This is a genomic window from Sphingopyxis sp. PET50 (assembly GCF_025244705.1).
Taxonomy (GTDB): Bacteria; Pseudomonadota; Alphaproteobacteria; order Sphingomonadales; family Sphingomonadaceae; genus Sphingopyxis.
In genome coordinates this window covers 1167751-1183203 of the sequence record NZ_CP104207.1, presented here as the reverse complement: position 1 = coordinate 1183203, position 15453 = coordinate 1167751, and the positions used below count along the sequence as shown (strand labels likewise).

Genomic DNA, 15453 nt, shown 5'->3' with positions numbered 1-15453 from the left:
GCCGCGGGCGCATCCTGGGCGTGGAGCGCCGCCGCACGTGGCGCATGCCAAAAGCGCCGTCGCCAGCCGCATCGCGAAAAATTTTCCAATCCCGTCACGCATCGCCGCCTCCACCCTTTCTCGCTTCGTTATCCCGCATCGCCAGCAGTTCCAGCGTCACGCCGTTGGTCCAGCCAAAGCCGGTTTCTGTCCCATATTCGCCGCCCGAACCTGCCGAGCACGCGACCACATCATATTTTTCGAGAAGCTGTCCAGTCGCGACATAATGCGCTTCGACCATCGCCACCCAGCGGTCAGCGATCAACCCTGCAAGCCGTGTCTCGCCGTACCGGCGCAGGCCCGCAATCGCGATCCATTGCAGCGGTGCCCAACCATTCGGTGCGTCCCATTGCTGCCCACTGTCGCACAGGGTCGTCATCAATCCGCCCGGACGCAGCAATTGCTGAAGCGCCGCCGCTGTCCGCGTCGCACGCTCGGGTGTAGCGATCCCTGCAAAGAGCGGAAAGGCCGCGGCGGCCGTCAGGCGGGCCGATGGCTCCCCGAAATCGAGATCGAAATCGGCGTAATAGCCGGCAGCTTCGTGCCATAAATGATCCGCGATAGCCTGCTCGCGCGCCTTGGCGCTCGCCGTGAAGGCGATGGCGACGTCCTGCTTGTCCAACGCCCCGGCTTCGGCCGCAATGGCCTGTTCAAGCCCGAAAAGCAGCGCGTTGAGATCGACCGGTATCAACCGCGTGGTGCGGATCGAACCGAGGCTCCGCCCGTCGGCGAGCCAGCGCGAACTGAAGTCCCAACCGCTTTCGGCCGCCGCGCGCAGATCACGCCACAGCGCGCCAGCATCGCGCGCTTCGGCCTCGGCAGCGAGCGTGACGTCTTCACGCCAGCTTTCGTCGCGCGGACGGTCGCTGTCGTCCCAGTAGCGATTGAGCAAGGCACCATCGGCAAGTCTAACGACCCGGCGCGTCTCGCCGCCGGATGCCAGATCCGCCGCTCCCGCCATCCAGAAATCATGTTCCTTGACCATCCAGCCGAGACGGCGGCTACGGGCCTCGACGCTGTCATCGCGGGACAGTGCCGCCATCAGGTGGAAGAATGGCGGATGCGAGCGACTGGCATAGTAGCTGCGCGTGCCGTTAGGAATATGGCCGATGCGGTCGAGGAGGCTACCAAAATTGGCGATCATATTTTCGACGAGCTGCTGCTGCCCCGACCGCGCGAGGCCCAGCATGGTGAAATAGCTGTCCCAATAATAGAGCTCGCGAAAGCGTCCGCCGGGAACGACATAGCTGTGCGGAAGCCACATCTCCGACGATCCGGGCGCCGGATCCCCCGCGATGCGGGTCAGAAGTGGCCACAGCGCTTCGATATGCGCGGCGAGCGGGCGCTGGTCGATGGGCGGGTCGGACCAGTCCTGCGGCATGTCGAAATTGGCGAGAACGAAACGGTGCAGCCCCTCCCTGCCCTCCGGCCGCTCGGCCTGCCAGTCGGCGAGGATCGCGGCGGGCGCGCGGCGCGGGCGTGCGTCGGCGAAGGTCTTGGAATCGGGGAACAGCCCGAATTCCTGTACCGCTGCGAACAGCGGGCCGAACAGCCCGGCAGGGGTATCGACGGCGATCATGCGGCCGGTCCCGCGATCCGCCGCCGCACGAGCGGGAGCGCGAGCGCGACCAGCGCGATCGGAAGCAGCAGCAGATAGAAGGCGGTCGTCCCCGGCAGCGTCTGGAACAGCAACCCGACCAGAAACGAGCCGATCGTACCGCCGAGGGCGGAAAAAATCACGATCAGCCCGATCATTGCCGCATGGCGGTATTGGGGCAGCGCGCTCAGGGCCACCGAACAGACGGTCGGATAGATGGGGGCAAGGAAGAAGCCGATCAGAGGGAACAGCCAGGCGGCCAGCGGCGCGTTGCCCCACGCGATCCCGGCACGCGGCCCCACGCCTTCGGCCAACGGCAGCGCTGCGACGACGAGCAGCGCAAGCGCGGCCAGGCAGGAGAGCAGCACCGGCAACCATCCGACGCGGCGAAGCAAGGCGCCCGACAGCAACCGGCCGAACGCGATCGACGCGACGAAAAGGCTCGACATCTGAACGCTCATCGCGGCGGGCAGATGCAATATCTCGCGATTGAAGGTTGGCAGCCAGGTCCCGACGCCTTGTTCGACCAGCACGTAGAGAAACAGGACGACGAGTACCGTCGCCGTAGCGGGAAGCGCCGCGAGCGCAAGCATCGCCCTCCATCCCGCTGCCGCGGAGGCTCCCGTATTTTCCGTCACCGCCGCGCTTTCGTCGAGCCGGATGCCGAGCCAAGCAAGCGCCGCGAGCACGCAGATCGCCGCGAGCAGCCAATAGACGCGCAGCCAGTCGCCCGTGTCGATGAACCAGCCGAATATCCACGCACCGGCAAGCACACCGCCCATGAACACGCCCTCGATCAGGCCGGTTATGCTGGCATGATCGGCGGGGTCGCGCGCAACGAGGCCGATCGCCGAATAGGTTGCGATCTTGGTGATTCCGAACGACAGACCCGTCATCACGAACAACGCCTGCATCGCCGTGAAGCCGGTTGCGAAGGAAACGAGCAGGCAGGTTACCGCCATGGTGGCGAGAACCCCGATCAGCGAACGGCGGAAGCCGATCGCAGGCACCGCCGCGACGAGCAGCAGCGATGCGACGACAACCGACAGATCCTTGCACGCCTCGAGCGTCGAGCCCATCGGCTTGCTGACACCGAACAGCGCAATCGATTGCAGGATGACGATCCCGACACTGTTCATCAGCAGGCCGAGCAGCGCGTAGGTCAGCGCGAGCGCAAGAATGATCCGCTTTCGCATCAGTGCGCGTTTCGTCCCAGATGCCGGTCAAAGAAGGACGAGATCAACCGATAGGCCTCCATCGATTCGGGCATGTCGGGCCAGACAAAAAAGGCGTGCGGCAGGCCATCAAAGAGATAGAGTTCGCTATCGACGCCCGCCGCGGCGAGCCGCCGGTGCGCGAGCGTCAGCGCGCTGACCGCGAAATCACGACCGCCTGCGAGCAGCAGCGTCGGTGGCATCGCCTTTGTCTCGGCTTCGGATGTGAGCGGATAGGCGGCGCCGTCGCCCGCCTGCACGCCCTCCATATAGGGAAGCGGCAGGACGTCGGGCAATGCTCAAGCACGGGCAGCGCCGCACCTCCGGTAATCGGTCCGGCCAGATAGGGGCTGTCACCCGAATAGGGCGCGCCGGTGCCACAAAAAGAGCCGATCGCGCCGGGGCGCGGCAATTCCGCGCGACGGATCCACGCGGTCGCCTGCGCGGTGATAACCCCGCCCGCCGAACAGCCGTAGATGCCGATATTCTCGGGCCGATACTTCTTGAGCAGTGCTTTGTAGACCGCCGTCACATCTTCCGAGGCGGCAGGATAGCGATGCTCGGGCGCGAGGCGATAGTCGACCGTGACCACCTTGATCCCCATCGTCGCGGAAACCGGGATCGCTTCCACCAACGCCCCACTGCCCGATCCCCACATGAAGGCGCCGCCGTGGACGTTGATCAGCACGCGTCCGGCATTGCCGCGGGAGATTCCCTCCGCAGGTTCGACGATATCGACCGTAACGCCGCTCATCGTCGTCCGCTGTTCGCTGGTCCTGAAATGCCGCCGCATCTCGGCAAGGCGATCATCATTGTAGCGGTCGTAGTAGGCACGTTGCTTCAGAACATCGGTGGCGATTTCTGCGGGCGCGGTCGCGGCGGCCATGCGATCGAGGACAACCCGCGCCTCGTCGCTGAGCTGGCTCGAAGCCGGCAGCGTGAAGGCAGGAACGGCGAGCTGCGCCGCTGCCGGCGATGCGGCCACGAGAGCGGCCAGCCCGAGCAATCTCCTCATGGCTTTTCTCCCAGCCGTTCGGTGAAGAAACGCGCCATCACCGCAAAGGCGGCGTCGCTTTCGGGCGCATCGATATAGGCCCAGAAGGCATGCGGCAGCCCGTCGAACACGACGAGCTTCGCGGGCGCGCCCGCCGCTTCGATCGCACGGCAAAAGTCGGCCGTCCCGCTCAGCAGGAAATCGCGCGTGCTCGCGAGGCACAGCGTCGCGGGCCAGTCGGCCAGATCGCCGCGCTGCGGCGAAACGAGCGGATCGTCGAGCGTCCGCCCCCCGGCATAAAAGCGGGCGAGCGCGTCCACCCCCGACGCATTGGCGAACAATCCGGCGCTGTCGCCAATCCGCGAAAGGTCGGCAGCCCCCGAAAAAAAGCCGAGCGCTGCGGGCTGGGGCAATTTCGCGGCGCGCAATCGCGCAACAAGCTCGGCCGACAGGATCGCACCGGCCGACGTGCCGTAAACCGCGATATGCGCGGGATCATGCTTTTCGAGCAGCGCACGGTACACCGCGAGCGCATCATCGACCCCGGCGGGAAAGGGATGTTCGGGGATTAGGCGATAGCGCACAGCGACGACGCGATAGCCGGTGAGGGCCGCGACCGCCGCATTCTCGCTGATCGACCCCGCATCGACGATGAAGCCGCCGCCGTGGAGGTTGAGGAGGACCGGCGCCTTCGCCGCGCCGTTGGCGGGGGTGAAAATGCGGACCGGAATCCCGGCGATCACATCGTCCTTCATCGTCACCCCGTAACGCGCGAGCCGCGGCATCCCAATTTCCTGCTGGATCGCGTCGATGCGCGCGCGGCGTCCCGCGATGTCCGCGGGTTCGGGCGGACGCGCGGCGTCGGCGGCGAGCCCCGCCTTCGCCTCGGGGGACAGAAAGTCGGGCCAGGGCGCCTTGACCGCTTGCGCTTGGGCCACTGCGGAGGCGAGCCCCGCTGCGAGCAGCGGCATCAGAAGAGGCCGGATCATCCTTCCTGGACTCCGCCTGCCCGCGCGATCGCCCCGAGCTGTTTTGCACTCGGTTTGACCGTCCGTTTGAAGGTCTGCCGGTCGACCGACACCAGTCCGAATTTGGGACCATAGCCCGACATCCATTCGAAATTGTCGAGCAGCGACCAATGAATATAGCCGAGCACCGGAACCCCGTCGCGCCGTGCCGCTTCGACCGAGGCGACGGCTTCGGGGATGAAGCGTTCGCGTTCGGTGTCGTCGGCGGCGTCGATGCCGTTCTCGGTCACCATCACCGGCAGGCCCGTCGCCTCGTGGGCATAGCGCACGACATTGCCGACGGCAGCGGGGAACCACTCGCCACCGCCGGGCCGTTTCGGCGCATCAGCGGGCGGATCGACGTCGCTGTCCGCACCGACATAAGCGCGGCCATAGGTCTGCACGCCGATGAAATCATCCTTGTCCATCACCGCAAAGAAAGGGCCATAGACTTCGGCGCGCTTGCGCTCGATCGCGCTGTCCTTGCCGACGGCGACATTGTCGGGGATGGCGAGGCTCATCCCGATCGGCAGGTCGGAGCGCGCCGCGCGGATCGCCGCGCGCGCGGCGACATGCGCGGCGGTCACGCCGGGGATCATCGGCGCGGGGTCGCCCGCATTGAGCAGCGAGAAACGATCCGACCCGCTTGCCTTCGCTGCCGCCGCACAGCAGGCGGCGACCGCGTCGAGCATCGCCTGCGGCGGTGGGTGGATCGCCCAGCGTCCGCCGAGCGCGAGATTGGGCTCGTTGAAGGTCAGCGCATGACTCACCCCTGCCGCTATGGCCCGCGCGACGCGACCGCAATAGCGCGCAAAGAGATCGGGCGCATCGGGGTTCTCCCAGCCCCCCGCCGCGGCGAACCAGCGCGGCGTGGTGAAATGATTGAGGGTCACGACCGGCGCCAGCCCTTGATCGCGGCAATGATCGACGATGCGCGCATAATGATCGAGGCAGGCTTGGCTGAACTGTCCCGGCGCCGGCTCGATCCGCGACCATTCGACCGAGAAGCGATAGCAATTGAGGCCGAGCGCCTTGACGATTGCGACATCCTCGCGCCAGCGGTGCAGGCTGTCGCATGCATCCCCCGACGGTTCGGCAAAGATGGTCGGCTTTACCTGTTCGAGCAGCCAGATGTCAGCGTTTACATTGTTTCCTTCGACCTGATGCCCCGCAGTCGCAGCGCCCCAGAGGAAAGGCGCCACCGCCGGGGCGGCGCGTAGCGGGGCTGCCGCAGCGACAGCGACCGTCGCGGCGGCGCCGAGGCCGATCATCTGGCGCCGGTCGAGCGCAGACAAGGAGCGCGTCATCCCCCGATTCTCAGAAGCGATAGCGGACCTGCACGCCATATTGCGCCGGCTCCCCGTAGATCGAGTTGATGAAACCCGAATTATTATAGCTGGGATTGGCGGTGACCCGATACGCCTTGTCGAATATATTGGTGCCAAAGACCGCCGCATCGACCGGCGCGCCGAACATATTGTTCCACTCGAACCGCAGGTTGACGAGGCCGTAGCCCGCGATCGTGTCGAAGGGCTGCGCCTCGGGCGTGACGCGCTGGCTCGACTGATAGGTCCAGTTCGCGTTGAAGGCCATTTCGCCCACCCCTTCGACGGTCGGCAGGTCGATGCGTCCGTTGAGGCTGAACTTGTGCTTCGGCACGAAAGAAAAGGGTGTTCCCGACAAGTCGCGGCTTGGCTGCGCCGCAGTCAGCGCCTGCGGGATAGCCGGGATCGCGATCGAGTCATATTCGAGATATTTCGCCGAATTGTATGAATAGACCGCGCTCAGCGTCAGCCCGCGCACCGGCACCAGCTGGCCTTCGAATTCGAGCCCCATGACCCGCGCCTTTTTGGCGTTGGTCAATATGTCGGAGCCCGCGATCGTCGCGCGCTGAATCACCTGAATGTCATTGTACCAAGTGTAGAAGGCGGAAATATTGGTCCGCGCGCGCGCTTCACCACCAAGATTCCAGTCCTTCTTCATCCCGACTTCGAGGTCGGTGACCTTTTCGGGGCGCACCGCGAACAGCGGATGCTGCTCGCCGAGGAAAAGCGAGACGATCGGGTTGGTCGCGCCCGATTTATAGCCGCGCCGCGATACGATGTAGAGCAAGGTGTCCGGGTTCGCCTGCCAGTCGAGCCCGAACTGCCAGGTGGGCCCGTTACTCTTGCCGTTGAAGCTCGGCGTCGTGCAGTTCGGATAATAGAGCGTCGGGAACCCGCCCGCAGCCACCGCCTGATAGGCATCATAGGTGCAAAGGTCCGCGTTGAGCCCGATCACCTGCGCCGCCTGCGTCGGCGTGATCACGCCAAGCGCCGCAAGCTGGTTGAAAACGTCATAGCTCTCGGCCGCCTGATACCCCTGAATCTCGCCGCCGAAACGGTCCCAGGTCCAGCGGAATCCGGCCGTCGCGGTCAGATCGGGTGTCAGCTTGTATTGCGCCTGCGCATAGATCGCCTTGCTCTGTGCATCGACATGGGCGGTCGGTTGCAGGCTCAGCGCGGGAAGCAAGGGTCCGTCGACGCCAAGGGCCGCTTGCAGCGCAGGCGGCAGGATGATCGGTCCGCCGCCGAGGATGCCCCCGAATTGCATCGGATTGACGGTCTGGAATGTCAGCGGCGACGGTGTTTTCTGGTCCAGGAAGAATCCGCCAGCCTGGATCCGTAACGTGCCATCGTCGTAACGGAGCTGCAGCTCCTCCGTGATCGTGCGTAAATTGTTGTTGTAGCTGCCGGGATAGGCGCCGAGCAGATCGGCGATCGGCAGTGGTGTCGAATCGCGGTCGGTCGCGCTCGTGGAACGGGTGCGCGCATAGCTGAAGACATTCTTCAGCGTCAGCGCGTCCGAAAGGTCGATCTCTGTGTTGTTGAGCGCGAGAAGGCTTTTCGCGACCTCCCGCGTCGGCACGCTGAGAGCGGTCTCGCGCGGTCCGCGCGCCTGCTGTTCGAGCAGATAGGGCTGGAGGAGCGCGGCATAGGGACGCTCCGGATTTACGGCGAGCAGGATGCTGCCACCACCATGCTCCTTCACGTCGACATAGGTGACCGCAGTATAGCTGCGGATCGCGTCGGTCGGATTGAACTGCACCCCGAAGCGCAGGCTGTAATTGTTGCGATTGAGATAGTCGAAGCCGGTGACGGCATCGCGAACATAGCCGTCGCGCTTGTCGAACTGACCGGCGATGCGGATTGCCAGCACATCATCGACCAGCGGAATATTGAGCGCCGCCTGCCCGCTGCGGCGGTCATAATTGCCCAGCGTCAGATCGGCATAGCCTTCGACCACACCCATCTTCGGCCGCACCGGTTCGAGCAGCACGGCGCCGCCGGTAGTGTTCCGCCCGAAGAGCGTGCCTTGTGGCCCCTTCAGCACCTGGAGCGACGCAAGATCATAGAAATTGCCCGGACCGCTGACGCTGGTGGGCACTTCGGCAAAATAACCGACGACGCCCGGGCCGCTACCCGTGCCCTGGCCGGTGCTGCCGCCCATACCGCGGATCGAATAGGTCTCCTGATTGCGCGCGACGTCGCCGACAACCGACAGCGACGGCGTGTAATTCTGAAGATCAGTGCCGTTGTTGACGCCCTTTTCGCGCAGATTGTCCTGGCTGAAAGCCGTGATCGCGATCGGAACTTGCTGCGCGCGCTCGTCAACGCGCCGCGCGGTCACGATGATTTCCTCGATCCCGCCGCCCGCGGCGTCGGCCTGTGCCGATTCCTGCGCCATGGCGTGCGACGGACCGAATGCGAGTGCTATCGGTGCGGAACTCCAGCAAAGCGACATCAGATATTTGCGCATGATTGCCATCGTCATCCTCCCTTAGCGGGCTGTGTCGCCCGTTCGCCGAATCTGATAGATATTTATGAAATGCATTTCAACAACAAGTTTCATAGCCGCGTGATCGACGATTGCACCCAAGCCGCCAGTGCCATATGAACAGCCTATGGCGGGAAAAAACGGCGATATGATAACGATGCCGCGCACGACGCGACCGACGATGGAAGATGTGGCGCGCATTGCAAAAGTTTCAAAGCCGACCGTGTCGCGCGTTCTGAGCGGCAGTCCGCTGGTCAGCGCCGAAACGCGCGAGCGCGTGCTCGCAGTCGCGCGTGAACAGGGTTATGCGCTCAACCGCCACGCACAAAAACTGCGGCGCGAACGTGCCAATGCGATCGCCGTCGTGCTCGATTTCGGATCGCACCGCCAAGGCGCGATCGGCGATCCGTTCATCTTCGAATTGCTCGCCGGCATTTCGGAGGCGCTGTCGGTGCGCGACCTCGACCTCCTCCTGTCGCCCTCGGGCCTCGAAACCGTCGAAGGCTTCGTCGACCTCTATCAATCGCGCGGCGCCGACGGCTTCATTATACTGGGACAGGGAACGCGCGACGCCCTGCTGCAAAAGGTCGCGCGCCGGAATATTCCGATGGTCGTGTGGGGTGCGGTCAGCGAGGCGAGCACCTATTGCGCGGTCGGGAGCGACAATAGCCTGGGCGGACGGCTGGTCGACGAGCGCTTCCTTGCGCACGAACGTCGCCGCTGGCTGTTCGTGGGCGACTGTCAGCATGAGGAAATCCGCTTGCGCTTCGAGGGACTCCAGACGGCCGCGCGAGCGAGAAAGGACGTCGAAATTGACGTTCTTTCGATTGAATCAATGGCCTTTTCCGCGATCCATGATCAGGCGAACGCCTATCTGAAAGCTCGCCCGGAGCGCCCCGACGCGGTCTTCGCCTTCTCCGATACGGCAGCCATGGCGGTCATCGGCGCATTCGCCAAGGAGGGGCATCTGACGCCGCGCGATTATTCGCTCGTAGGCTATAACGACATTCCCCCCGCAGCCCACTTCACCCCGTCGATCACCACCATCGCGCAGCAAACCGGAGTCGCTGGCGCTCTGTTAGTCGAGAAACTGATGCAGGTGCTGGACGGACGGCGACCTCGATCCGCAATGCTGCCGACCCAGCTTGTGACCCGACAGACCTAGCGCGCCGAATGACTGCCGCGCTCCGCAAAGCGGGGCCTGCCCTTCGCCTCGTCGAACGACCGCTTGCAGGCGACTTCGGATCCCGGCTCCAAAGACCGGTATGCGAGCGCGGAGCGACCTTTTGGAATGGGCAATTATATCCTTTGCAAACATGGCCGCCGGTCGGGCAGGTAGCGGGCAGGAGTTGGGAACGGATTATGACTGGCGAAAGGCGGAGGCCAAATTCAACGCCCTGCCGCAGTTCATCACGACGATCGACGGCGTCGATATCCAGTTCATCCACATCCGCTCGAAGCACAAGGGTGCGATGCCGCTGCTGATGACGTACGGCTGGCCGGGCTCGCCCCCACCGACGCGGCGCACCAGACCTGCCCCTATTCGAAAGCGACGCGCGGCAATATCGATGTGACAATCAACCTGGTGTAAGATGGGTCGTCAGACCCTAATCGACGCGCGGGCGCGGTGGCGCATGAGGCTTTAGAGGAGAATGTTCATGACCGATCGCAGCGCCGCCGATCGCCGGCTCTTTCTCCGGGCAGCCGGGCTGAGCGCGGCCGGCATGGCTATGACCCGCTACGGTCTTGCCGGCGTCGCGCAGGCTGCCGCACCGACCTCTTCCACGCAGGCGGGCGCGTCACCTACGATGGGCCCGCTGCGGCAGGTGCGCGCCGAGGAACTCGAGATCGCCTATGTCGAAATGGGTCCGGCCAAGGGGAAGGTCGCGATCCTTCTGCACGGCTGGCCCTATGACATCCATTGTTATGAAGAGGTCGCGCCGCTGCTGGCCAAGGCGGGCTATCGCGTGATCGTTCCCTATCTGCGTGGTTACGGCGCGACGCGTTTCGTTGCCGCCGACGCGTTCCGCAACGGTCAGCAGGCGGCGCTGGCGCAGGATGTGATCGCGCTGATGGACGCGCTCAAGATCGAGAGCGCCACGATCGCGGGCTGCGACTGGGGTGCGCGGACCGCTTGCATCGTCGCCGCAATCTGGCCCGAACGCTGCACCGCGCTGGTGTCGGTCAGCGGCTATCTGATCGGCAGCCAGCAGGCCAATGCCATGCCCTTGCCACCGCAAGCCGAGCTGTCCTGGTGGTATCAATTCTACTTCGCGACCGAGCGCGGTGCACGCGGTTATGACGCAAACCGCAGGGAATTCGCGAAACTCATATGGCGCACTGCGTCGCCGCAATGGGCCTTCGACGATGCGACCTTCGAACGCTCCGCGCAGGCGTTCGACAATCCCGACCATGTCGCGATTGTGATCCACAATTACCGTTGGCGCTTGAGCGCGGCGGCGGGCGATCCGAAATATGACGCACTGGAGCGGCGTCTGGCGGAAGCACCGACCATCGGCGTGCCGACGATCACGCTGGAAGGCGACGCGAATGGCGCGCCGCATCCCGAAGCCTAAGCCACTTATGCCGGGAAATTCTCCGGTCGATACTCGCACCGATCGATCGGCGGGGGGATTGGGCACAACCTTCCTCAGGAAGCGCCCAAAGCCTTTTCCGAAGCCGTTATCGAGGCCGCAGCTATTGGCTAGGTTTGGTTAGTCAGTTCAAAAAGCGGGCGATTTGGGTTGTCGCTGGAGCGCCGAAATGCGCCATTGGCGCGGCGATATACCGAACATCTGGCTGTGCCAGCGGGTGTAAGCTCCGATCGATCCATAGCCGAGCATCTCGGCGACAATCTCACCAACACCCATTATCGCCCGCTCGCGGTCTATCAGACGCTCGGTGCCGCGCTCGGACTCAACAACGGCGCGTTTCCGGGCAGCACCGCGAACCGAATTCTCGCGAATGAGCCTCGAACCTACGATGTCAGTGCAACTTTCCACTTTGCGATATCGGACGCGCAACGCTGCCCTAGGCTGTATCGACATTCAGAAGATGGCGAGCTGAAAATGGTGGTTTTCCGTGACCCGGAGCGCAGCGCACTCGATGTGCGTGAGCACCGGAAGCGCGGAAAGCCGCCATTTGCAGGCCGCCAGGGCTGAATGTCGATACAGCCTAATCCATAGCCGCCAGTATCTCGGCAATCGCCACAAAGGCAAAACATACCGAACTGTCGGCGACGCCATAGGGCAGGAAGATATCGTCTCCGACCCGGATCGCACCGCAGGTGTAAACGACATTGGGAACATAGCCTTCGCGATCCTCGTCGGCGGCGGAGAGGATCGGATTGGGGGTGCGGCCGATCACTTTAGACGGGTCGGCCTTGTCGAGCAGCGCCGCGCCGATCGCATATTTGCGCATCGCGCCGACGCCGTGGGTGAGCACCAGCCAGCCTTCGTCGAGCTCGATCGGTGCACCGCAATTGCCGATCTGGATGAGTTCCCAAGGATAACGGGGTTCGAGCAGCAATTCGCCGCCTTCCCATTGATCGATCGCGTCCGAGCGCAGGAGATAGAGATTTTTCCCGTCCTGCTAGGCCGATCATGCAGAACTGCCCCTCGATCTTGCGCGGGAACAACGCCATGCCCTTGTTGCGTCCCGCGCCGCCCTTGATCGGAGTCAGCGTGAAGTCCTTGAAATCGCGCGTGCGCAGCAGTTCGGATTGGATGTCGCGGCCGCTATAGGCGGTATAGGTGCCGATCCACTCGCTCTTGCCGCTGTCGCGACGGAATTCGACGAGGCGCAGATCCTCCAGCCCGTTGCGCTGCGCCTCGGTGATCGGGAAAATCACCGTGCCCGACAGGCTGCTGTCGGGGTGGCGATAGAGCGAGACGACATCGTCGGGCTTGTCGTCGCGATGCGGACCCAGCATCGCCGCGGTGGCGAAGGCAGGCTGAGGCAGCAGCGTCATCTCGCGCTCGTGCGTGATGATCCCCTCGCGAAACGCGATCGTCGAGATATGCCCCTCGCCGACGGCACGCAGCGACAGCAGGATGCGCACGCTGCCCTTCTGCAGCCCGCTCTGGTCGGGATGACGCACGACGCTGGGGTTCATCAGCGCCGCCGCCGCATAGCTATATTCGTGGCAGAAATAGGCGCCAATCAGCAGCCGCATTTCGCGTTTGAGCGCGACATCGTCGAGCCCGAGCTTGGGTTCGATTTCCTCGAAGCGGTCGGCGAACACCTTCTCGATCTGCCAGTGCCGGTCGGCGAAATCGCGCAGCACCACGCCGAGTTCCGCCCGCACGGTGCGCGGATTGAGCGCGACGATCTCGCGCGCCAGCCTTTGCACCCGCTCCAGATCGGGGCCCGACGCCTGCCACGCGAGATGAAAGGGCCGCACGACGACACGCGTCGGGTCGGCATGCAGCCGCAATTCGTGCTGGACGAGATCCATGGGAGTTCCCTACCCGACTTTGGCGATAAAGTCCCAGATGGCATAGCTTGCATGCTGATAGGCCAGCACCGACTCGGCCCCCTCGTTGAGATTCAGTCCGCGCGGGTTGATCCCGTCGCGGCTGGTGCCGCTCGACGGGTCGGCGACGGCCACCCCGCGATCGTTGCAGCCCGCGAACCAGTCATAGGCGCGGCGCGCGTGCGTCAGCCAGATGGCGTCGCCAGTGACGTCATAGGCGGCCGACGCGGCATCGATGGAGGCCCAGATTTCGACCGGCTGCTGGTCGAACGGCCGCGGAGGCGCATAGGCATGCCCGAAGCTACCCGAACCCACCGGGCGAAAATATCCGCGCGGGGTAATTTGAATGTCGTTGATCCAGCGCAGCGTTTCCAGCCCGCATGCGGTCAGGTCGGCACGCCCCAGCCGCACGCCCGCGCGCAGCATCGCCTCGGGCAGGCGGGCGTTGTCATAGGCGAGGACGCTTTCATACCACTGCCAATCGGGCCGCGCCGTAGCGGCGTGCAGCGTCAGCAGCCGGTCGGCACCTTGCTCTAGGATTTGCAACGCAAGCGTCTGTTCCTCGTCCGTGCCGAGCAGATAGTCCGCCCCAAGCATCGCAAAGGCGATCGCGCGCGGCGACTGGAAATCGAGAGCAGAGGGCGCAGTGCACGCGAACAACTTGCCCGCCCACTGGCGCAGACCCGGCATCTTGCCTTCGCGCGCCGTCGCGCCGAGCGCCCATAATGTCCGCCCGCAACTGTCTTCGGAACCCACCTCTTCCAGCCAGTTCCGTCCGAACCCCATGAAGTTCCGGAATTCGCCCTTGTCGGCGTTCCACGCATGCTGGACGAAGGCCGCGAAAACCCCGAGCAGTCGGCCGCATTGGCGCAAGACATCGTCGGGCAGCCGGTTCATCAGCATCAGCGCGCGCGCATTGTCGTCGACGCAATAGCCGTGCGCGCGGTCGGGCACGCTGTGGATGCTGTGCTGCAGGATGCCGGTATCGTCGCAGAGGCGCAGCAGGCCGTCGATACCCACCCGGTCGGGAAGACCGGCGGCGACGGGGCTGATCCGGCTTGCCTCGATCAGATCGTGGGTCCGCGCGGCAAAGGCTGAGCCAGATCATGTCCCTTCCCCGGTCATAGGCGCGCCTCTGCAGCGTCAGCAGCCGGTCGGGATCGTCGAGCAGGCCGGCGATGGCCTTCGCGACCGCCGCGCTGTCGCCGAAGGGGACCAGCACCCCATGATCGCCGCCGAGCAATTCGGCGGCGTGCACATAGGGCGTCGACACCACCGCCTTGCCGAGCGCCATCGCATAGGACAGCGTCCCCGAGGTCGATTGCTGGGCGCCGGTATAAGGCGTCACGTAGATGTCCGCCGCCTCGATCAGGTCGAGCAGTTCGTCGGTCTCGAGAAAGGCGTCGATCCAGCGGACATGCGCGTCGACGCCGAGCGAGGCGGCGAGCCCCTTCAGCCGTTCGCGATAGGCCTCGCCTTCGCGTGCCAGAAGATTGGGATGTGTCGCGCCCGCGATGCAATAAAGGACGCCGGGACGATCCGCGACGATCGCCGGAAGCGCCTCAATCACCACCTCGATCCCCTTGCCCGGCGAGAGCAGCCCGAAGGTCAGCACCACCTGCCTGCCGTCGAATCCGAACTTGGATTTGAACCGGAGCGAGCGGCCGAAGGGCCGGTCGGGCACGCCGTGCGGGATGAGGACGATCTGATCCGCGTCGGCGCGATACACCGACCGCAGCAGATTGCGCGACCGTTCGGACATCACGACCAGCTTGCTCGCACGCGCGATCAGACGCTCCATCACCCGCCGCTGATCGGCATCGGGCTCGTCGAGGACGGTGTGGAGCGTGACGATCAGCGGCGCGCTCACCCGGTCGAGGAGTTCGAGGATCATGTCGCCGGCAAGGCCGCCGAACAGCCCGAATTCGTGCTGGAGCCAGATGACATCGGCGCGGCTCGCCTCGATCCGCCGCGCCGCATCGATAAAGCTCGCCGCATCGCCTTCGGTAATGGCGGCGCGGACCACGGGGTCGAACGCGACCGGCGCCTTCGCCGGCGCCATCGCATAGATGTCGATGGCAAGGTCGGGAACGGCCGCCTTGAGCGACGCGTGAATGTCAGTGGTAAAGGTCGCGATGCCGCAGCGCCGCGGCAGATATCCCCCGATCAGCGCCAGTCGGACCGGCGCCTCGACCTTGGGTCGCAGGGCCGGGTGTGCCTCACGGCTTTCTTCGAAGGATATGCGGTCCGGGGCTTCGTACACAGGAAAATACCTTCCAAAATGAAGCGACAGAAGGCCTCGCCCGGTTGAA

At 64.6% G+C, this 15453-nt stretch carries 12 protein-coding genes and 2 pseudogenes; 4 read left to right on the top strand and 10 right to left on the bottom strand.

Annotation, left to right across the window (positions count from 1 at the left end):
* Nucleotides 1–94: 94 nt before the first annotated feature.
* Genes treF through N0A20_RS06095 form a run of 7 tightly spaced genes read right to left on the bottom strand, consistent with a single transcriptional unit; the run spans nt 95 to nt 8658 of the window.
* Nucleotides 95–1618 (bottom strand): alpha,alpha-trehalase TreF, encoded by a 1524-nt coding sequence (gene treF / locus N0A20_RS06125; protein WP_260583066.1) that lies wholly within the window; start codon nt 1616–1618, stop codon nt 95–97.
* Nucleotides 1615–2832 (bottom strand): MFS transporter, encoded by a 1218-nt coding sequence (locus N0A20_RS06120; protein ID WP_260583065.1) that lies wholly within the window; start codon nt 2830–2832, stop codon nt 1615–1617. Before N0A20_RS06120 ends, treF begins: the two co-directional genes overlap by 4 nt.
* Nucleotides 2832–3110, bottom strand: coding sequence for an alpha/beta hydrolase (locus tag N0A20_RS06115; protein ID WP_260583064.1), 279 nt, complete (start codon nt 3108–3110; stop codon nt 2832–2834). The genes N0A20_RS06120 and N0A20_RS06115 overlap by 1 nt, the downstream gene beginning before the upstream one ends.
* On the bottom strand, nt 2999–3865 hold the full coding sequence (locus N0A20_RS06110) for an alpha/beta hydrolase (RefSeq protein ID WP_260583063.1): 867 nt from the start codon (nt 3863–3865) through the stop codon (nt 2999–3001). Before N0A20_RS06110 ends, N0A20_RS06115 begins: the two co-directional genes overlap by 112 nt.
* On the bottom strand, nt 3862–4833 hold the full coding sequence (locus N0A20_RS06105) for an alpha/beta hydrolase (RefSeq protein WP_260583062.1): 972 nt from the start codon (nt 4831–4833) through the stop codon (nt 3862–3864). The genes N0A20_RS06110 and N0A20_RS06105 overlap by 4 nt, the downstream gene beginning before the upstream one ends.
* Complete coding sequence (locus N0A20_RS06100; protein ID WP_260583061.1) at nt 4830–6158, bottom strand: glycoside hydrolase family 1 protein; 1329 nt, start codon at nt 6156–6158, stop codon at nt 4830–4832. The genes N0A20_RS06105 and N0A20_RS06100 overlap by 4 nt, the downstream gene beginning before the upstream one ends.
* 10 nt (nt 6159–6168) lie before the next feature.
* Nucleotides 6169–8658 (bottom strand): TonB-dependent receptor, encoded by a 2490-nt coding sequence (locus tag N0A20_RS06095; protein ID WP_260583060.1) that lies wholly within the window; start codon nt 8656–8658, stop codon nt 6169–6171.
* 232 nt (nt 8659–8890) lie between these two features.
* Here N0A20_RS06095 and N0A20_RS06090 point away from each other — a divergent pair, with 232 nt between their 5' ends.
* The 4 genes from N0A20_RS06090 to N0A20_RS06075 all read left to right on the top strand — a co-directional run bounded on the left by N0A20_RS06090 (nt 8891) and on the right by N0A20_RS06075 (nt 11828).
* Entirely contained in the window at nt 8891–9832 is a 942-nt protein-coding gene (locus tag N0A20_RS06090) for a substrate-binding domain-containing protein (protein WP_409574736.1), read from the top strand.
* Nucleotides 9833–10016: 184 nt separating this feature from the next.
* Nucleotides 10017–10241, top strand: coding sequence for an epoxide hydrolase N-terminal domain-containing protein (locus N0A20_RS06085; RefSeq protein ID WP_409574735.1), 225 nt, complete (start codon nt 10017–10019; stop codon nt 10239–10241).
* An 84-nt stretch (nt 10242–10325) separates the two neighbouring features.
* Complete coding sequence (locus N0A20_RS06080) at nt 10326–11243, top strand: alpha/beta fold hydrolase (RefSeq protein ID WP_260583059.1); 918 nt, start codon at nt 10326–10328, stop codon at nt 11241–11243.
* A gap of 168 nt (nt 11244–11411) precedes the next feature.
* On the top strand, nt 11412–11828 hold the full coding sequence (locus N0A20_RS06075; RefSeq protein ID WP_260583058.1) for a hypothetical protein: 417 nt from the start codon (nt 11412–11414) through the stop codon (nt 11826–11828).
* 13 nt (nt 11829–11841) lie between these two features.
* Here the strand turns inward: N0A20_RS06075 and N0A20_RS06070 are convergent.
* The 3 genes and pseudogenes from N0A20_RS06070 to N0A20_RS06060 form a co-directional block, all read right to left on the bottom strand.
* Nucleotides 11842–13123 (bottom strand): annotated as a pseudogene (locus N0A20_RS06070) (glycoside hydrolase family 130 protein).
* Nucleotides 13124–13132: 9 nt separating this feature from the next.
* Nucleotides 13133–14161 carry a hypothetical protein gene (locus tag N0A20_RS06065; RefSeq protein WP_260583998.1) on the bottom strand — a complete coding sequence of 343 codons (1029 nt, stop codon included), beginning with the start codon at nt 14159–14161 and terminating at the stop codon, nt 13133–13135.
* A gap of 163 nt (nt 14162–14324) precedes the next feature.
* A pseudogene (locus tag N0A20_RS06060) lies at nt 14325–15203 on the bottom strand (glycosyltransferase); the annotation flags it as partial.
* Nucleotides 15204–15453: the final 250 nt, after the last annotated feature.

What these genes read in the sequence shown, in the direction of transcription:
- N0A20_RS06105 (WP_260583062.1), bottom strand. Translation starts at nt 4,833, where the DNA reads ATGATCCGGCCTCTTCTGATGCCGCTGCTCGCAGCGGGGCTCGCCTCC.
- N0A20_RS06100 (WP_260583061.1), bottom strand. Translation starts at nt 6,158, where the DNA reads ATGACGCGCTCCTTGTCTGCGCTCGACCGGCGCCAGATGATCGGCCTC.
- N0A20_RS06120 (WP_260583065.1), bottom strand. Translation starts at nt 2,832, where the DNA reads ATGCGAAAGCGGATCATTCTTGCGCTCGCGCTGACCTACGCGCTGCTC.
- N0A20_RS06080 (WP_260583059.1), top strand. Translation starts at nt 10,326, where the DNA reads ATGACCGATCGCAGCGCCGCCGATCGCCGGCTCTTTCTCCGGGCAGCC.
- treF (WP_260583066.1), bottom strand. Translation starts at nt 1,618, where the DNA reads ATGATCGCCGTCGATACCCCTGCCGGGCTGTTCGGCCCGCTGTTCGCA.
- N0A20_RS06095 (WP_260583060.1), bottom strand. Translation starts at nt 8,658, where the DNA reads ATGGCAATCATGCGCAAATATCTGATGTCGCTTTGCTGGAGTTCCGCA.
- N0A20_RS06110 (WP_260583063.1), bottom strand. Translation starts at nt 3,865, where the DNA reads ATGAGGAGATTGCTCGGGCTGGCCGCTCTCGTGGCCGCATCGCCGGCA.